The sequence below is a fragment of the Arthrobacter sp. Y3221157 genome, assembly GCF_059089865.1.
The window spans coordinates 1-4,942 of sequence record NZ_JBNHFD010000140.1 but is presented as its reverse complement, the minus strand read 5'-3'; the positions used below and the strand labels follow the sequence as shown (position 1 = coordinate 4,942).

Below are 4,942 nucleotides of genomic sequence, written 5' to 3'. Positions count from 1 at the left end.
CCACCCCTGGCGTTCTGGCTGGTCGCAGGCCTCGGCTCGCTGGCAGCGCTCGGTTTCGCGTTCCTGCAGTCCGGCGGGATCGGCCACCTGCACTGGGCCGACCTCCTGCTGCTGGGCGCCGTGGCCTGCGCCGCGGTGGGCTATGCCGAGGGCGGCCTCCTGGCACGGGAGGTAGGTTCCTGGCAGACCATTGCCTGGGCCCTGGTCCTTGCCTCCCCGCTGATGCTGGCCCTCGCCGCAGTGTCCGTCGCGGCCCAGCCCCCGCAGGCCACACCCGTCCAGTGGTGCGCCTTCGCATACCTGGCCGTGGTGAGCATGTTCCTCGGGTTCTTCGCCTGGTACCGCGGGCTGGCCCTCGGGCCCATCGCCCAGGTCAGCCAGGTCCAGCTCCTCCAGCCCGTCATGAGCATCTGTTGGGCCGCGCTCCTGCTGGGCGAAGCCCTCTCCTGGGCCACCGCCCTCGGTGGCCTGGCTGTGATCGCCTGCGCCGGCGCCGCCGTGCGCGTCCGGCTGAACCGCCCCGCTTCCTGACAAGCCCCTGCCCAACCTGAAAGGTCCCCAGATGTACATTCCCGCCCAATTCGCCCCCGGCCCCGACGCCCTCCAGCACCTCCTGTCCCGCCCTGCCGCGGCCAACCTTGTCACCATGACGGAGCAGGGCCTGCAGGCCACGCTGCTGCCGTTCGTCTACGAACCGTCCGTGGGCAAGCATGGCGCTCTGCACGCCCATGCCGCCCGCAACAACCCGCAGTTCTCCAGCCTGCCCGATGGGGAGGCGCTCGCCATTCTGCAGGGGCCCGACGCCTACATCTCCCCGTCCTGGTACCCCTCCAAGGCCGAGCACGGCCGCGTGGTGCCCACCTGGAACTACTCCACCGCGCATGTGTACGGCCGGATGGTGATCCATGACGACGCCGGATGGCTGGCCCGGCATGTCCGGAGCCTCACCGATCGGCATGAGGAAGGACGGGACCAGCCGTGGAGCGTGGATGATGCACCGGAGCGGTTCATCGCCGGGCAGCTGCGCGCCATCGTGGGGGTCGAACTGCTGATCACCCGCATCGAGGCCAAGGAAAAGCTGAGCCAGAACCGCTCGGCAGCCGACGCCGGCGGAGTGATCGCCGGCCTGCGGGCAGCCGGGCAGGAAGCCAGCGCCGCCGCCGTCGAACGCGTGCGCGGCTGAGCCGCAGGGGAAAAGGTCAGCTGGCGCGCTCCAGCAGGACCATCACCTCGTAGTGCATGGTCTGCGGGAACATGTCCAGGACCCGGGCACGCCGGGCCGTGAACGAGGGGAGCGCAGCCAGGTCGCGGGCCAGTGACTGGGCGTTGCAGCTGGAGTAGGCAACGTGCTGCACGTCCGAGGACTCCAGCCAGCCGCAGAGCTCCTTGCCGATGCCGCGCCGGGGCGGGTTGACGATGACCAGCTCCGGCGAACGGTCCGCCCCGAGGGCAAACGCGGTGGCATCTCCGGCCTGGAAACTCACGCGATCCAGGCCGGCCTCTTTGCTGCTGAGTTTGGCCGAGACGATGGCCTCCCGGCTTGTTTCGATCCCGGTGACGTCCCGTGCGGGTCCGGCGCAATGCAGGGCGAAGCCGCCCACGCCGCAATACAGGTCCCAGACCGACGCCGGATCCAGCTCGTCCACCCACTCGCGACCCTGCCGGTACAGCGCCGCGGCCATCGGGGTGTTCGTCTGGAAAAAGCTTTGCGGCCGCAGGTGCAGGTCCAGTCCGTTGACCCGCATCCGCAGCGTGGACTGCTCCGTCAGCAGGATCTCGCGGTCGCCTTCCAGTACCGCCTTGTGTTCCGGGTGCAGGTTCACCGAGACCACCTTCACTTGCGGCAGTGCGGCCAGGAGCGAGGGGAGGTGTTTCCGGATCCGGGGCAGCAGCTGCTCGGAGCGCAGGACCAGGCGGAGCATCACCTCGCCGTCGGGGGACTCGGTGATGATGATGTGCTTGAGCTCGCCGCGGCGCTGCGGCACGTCATAGGGAGTCAGCCTCGCCTGTCCGATGAACCCGGCCAACACCGGAAAGCAGGCCAGCAGCCCTGGCGAGCAGACGCCGCATTCGCGCAGGTCCACGCCATGGCCGTCGGCATCCAGGATCCCGATGGTCGGGTTTTGCGCCGTCCCGCCGATCACCATTTTGGCTTTGTTGCGGAAGCCGGACTCCTGGCTCCCGACGGGCAGCAGCCACTCCAGTTCGGTGTGCGGTGAGAGGAGGGTCTCGCAGTGCCCCTGCTTGCCGGCGAGCTGCTCCGCGTAGGGCACCCCCATCTGGGTGCAGGAGCGGCAGGCGGCGGCGTCGAAGTAGGAACAATGCATGACCGGACAATTTTACCCGCCCGCGGAAACCCCGACGGCGGCACCCGGCCGGGCGCCGCCGTCGTACGCCGTCCCGGGGCACTTTGAGGCGAAAAAGTGCAGGGAGTGCCCTAAGCGACGGCGTGTTCGTGTCAATGTGCCCCGGTTCGGCTGCCCGATCACGGCACGGCGTAACAACGTGCAACATAAGCATGCATCCATGCATTTGGTGACTGTTTCTTCGGCAAGCGTGCTAGTTTCGGCACTGCCGCCGTTCACTTCTTCGGTGCCCACTGCCGCAGGCGCGCGGTGCACCACACCCCTACTGGAGATGCCCATGGAACCCTCATCACCGCTGACCCTGGCCTCACCGCCGGATACATCCCCAGCCGAGTCGGGGCTCCGGCGCTCCATGGGGCCGCGGCACCTGGTGATGATCGCCATGGGCGGCGTGATCGGTTCTGGACTGTTCCTGAGCTCGGGCTACACCATCTCGCAGGCCGGACCGCTCGGCGCGGTCATCGCCTACCTCATCGGCGCCTTCGTGGTGTACCTGGTGATGGCCTGCCTGGGCGAACTCGCCATTGCCTACCCGGTGTCCGGCGCGTTCCACATCTACGCCGCCCGCTCGATCGGACCGGCCACGGGATTCGCCACGGCCTGGCTGTACTGGCTCTGCTGGGCCGTGGCCATCGGCTCCGAGTTCACCGCGTCCGGCCTGCTGATGCAGCGCTGGTTCCCGGACGTGGAGGTCTGGGTCTGGTGCCTGGTGTTCGCCGCGGTCCTGTTTGGCTTCAATGCCGTGTCCTCGAAGTTCTTCGGCGAGGCCGAGTTCTGGTTCGCCATTGTGAAAGTGGCCGCGATCATCGGCCTCATCGTCCTGGGTGGCGCGGCCCTGTTCGGCTTCCACCCGCTCAGTGCCGGTGGCAGCCACCCCCACCTGTTCGAGAACTTCAGCACCGAAGCCGGGCTCTTCCCGAACGGATTCACCGGCGTCCTGGTCACCGTGCTCGCGGTCTTCTACGCCTTCTCCGGTTCCGAACTGATCGGCGTCGCGGCGGGTGAAACAAAGGACCCGGCCATCAGCATCCCCAAGGCGATGCGCACCACCGTGATCCGCCTGCTCATCTTCTTCGTCGGAGCCATTACCGTCATCGCCGCGACCATCCCCTACACCGAGGTGGGACTGGACGAGAGCCCGTTCGTGACAGTCTTCTCCGCCGTTGGCATCCCGTTCGCCGCCGATATCATGAACTTCGTCATCATCACCGCACTCCTGTCCGCCGGCAACAGCGGTCTCTTCTCCTGCGCCCGGATGCTCTACTCCCTCGCTGACGAAGGCCATGCACCCCGCGCCTTCAAAAAGCTGACGCGCCGCGGCATCCCGCTGGTGGCACTCGCCGTCAGCATGGTGGGCGGCCTCGCCTCCCTGGTCAGCAGCGTGGTGGCACCGGAGACGGTGTACCTGGTCCTCGTGTCCGTGGCCGGCTTCGCCGTGGTGGGCGTGTGGATGTCCATCACCGCCTCGCACTTCTTCCACCGCCGGGCGTTCGTCCGCAGCGGCGGCAACGTAACGGACCTCGCGTACAAGGCCCCGCTGTTCCCGCTGGTTCCCATCCTGGCGTTCACCCTGTGCGTCGTTTCGCTGGTGGGCATTGCCCTCGACCCCACCCAGGTGGCCGCGCTCTACTTCGGCGTCCCCTTCGTGGCCGCCTGTTACGCCTGGTTCCACGTCCGGCACGGACGCAAGGCTGCCGCGGCGAGGCAGGGCTAGGGGACGGACGACGGCGGCCGGACGGCAGGTGCGCTTCAGGCACCTGCGCGGAGGACGCCGTCGTTCATTGCCCCTTTCTTCGCCGCCGGGCGTGACGCTGCCGTGGAAGAATGGGGCGGGATTACCGGCCGGAAGGGGCATGTGAGCGTGGAATCGTCCGCCGAGGCGTCGTCGATGGCGCAAGGGCTGCGCCTCGTGCGGCTGGTGGCGGACCGGGAAATCCGCGGCCGGCAGCTGCTCGGGGTTTCGCAGCTCGCCGCCGAGCTGGGCATGGACCAGAGCAGGGTCTCGCGGCTGGCCCAGGAATTGTGCGACCTCGGCCTGCTGGAGCGTGCGGACCGCGGCCCCTTCCGGACCGGCCCGCGTTTCTTCACCCTCGCCGCCTCACTCAACACCGGCTGGGTCCGGCAAGCGAAGACCGAGCTCGAGGCGCTGGTGGCCGCCCTGGGGCTCCGGGCAAGGCTCTCCGTTCGGGACGGCTTCCGCGTGGTCCTGCTCCGTGCCTCCAGCAACGACGCCGGTCCCGGAAGCTTCGTGAAGCCGGGGATGGTGACGCCGGTGTGGTGCACCGGTGCCGGCCGGGCACTGTTGTGGGACTTTGACCGCCCCGGCCTGGATGCGCTGCTCGGCGGGGTGAACTTCATCGGGATCGGCGGTCCGGGGGCTGCCCACACCACCGCCGAGGTCTGGGGGCTGATGGAACGGGACCGGGCCGCCGGGTTTGTTGCCGCCTACCAGGAATTCGAGCACGAGGTGGTGGAGATTGCCGTGCCGGTCCGCGATGCCGGCGGCCGCATCACCGCTTCGCTGAGTGTCCTCGGCGCCCGGGCCGAGCTGGCGTCCGGGCCTGCTGCTGCCGCCG

Annotated in this window: 5 protein-coding genes; 4 read left to right on the top strand and 1 reads right to left on the bottom strand. The window is 68.7% G+C overall.

What is annotated here, in order from left to right:
* Nucleotides 1-531, top strand: a 531-nt coding sequence (locus AC5RTT_RS19615) for a DMT family transporter (RefSeq protein ID WP_494146572.1), incomplete at its 5' end; no start/stop codon positions are given.
* 31 nt (nt 532-562) lie between these two features.
* Nucleotides 563-1,183, top strand: coding sequence for an FMN-binding negative transcriptional regulator (locus tag AC5RTT_RS19610; protein WP_494146571.1), 621 nt, complete (start codon nt 563-565; stop codon nt 1,181-1,183).
* 16 nt (nt 1,184-1,199) lie between these two features.
* Here the strand turns inward: AC5RTT_RS19610 and rlmC are convergent, their stop codons facing one another.
* Nucleotides 1,200-2,327 (bottom strand): 23S rRNA (uracil(747)-C(5))-methyltransferase RlmC, encoded by a 1,128-nt coding sequence (gene rlmC / locus AC5RTT_RS19605; RefSeq protein WP_494146570.1) that lies wholly within the window; start codon nt 2,325-2,327, stop codon nt 1,200-1,202.
* A gap of 316 nt (nt 2,328-2,643) precedes the next feature.
* Between rlmC and AC5RTT_RS19600 the strand changes: the two genes are divergently transcribed.
* Both AC5RTT_RS19600 and AC5RTT_RS19595 read left to right on the top strand, forming a co-directional pair.
* Nucleotides 2,644-4,080 carry an amino acid permease gene (locus tag AC5RTT_RS19600; RefSeq protein WP_494146569.1) on the top strand — a complete coding sequence of 479 codons (1,437 nt, stop codon included), beginning with the start codon at nt 2,644-2,646 and terminating at the stop codon, nt 4,078-4,080.
* Between the two features lie 147 nt (nt 4,081-4,227).
* Nucleotides 4,228-4,942: IclR family transcriptional regulator (locus tag AC5RTT_RS19595; RefSeq protein ID WP_494146573.1), on the top strand; the 715-nt coding region annotated here is incomplete at its 3' end.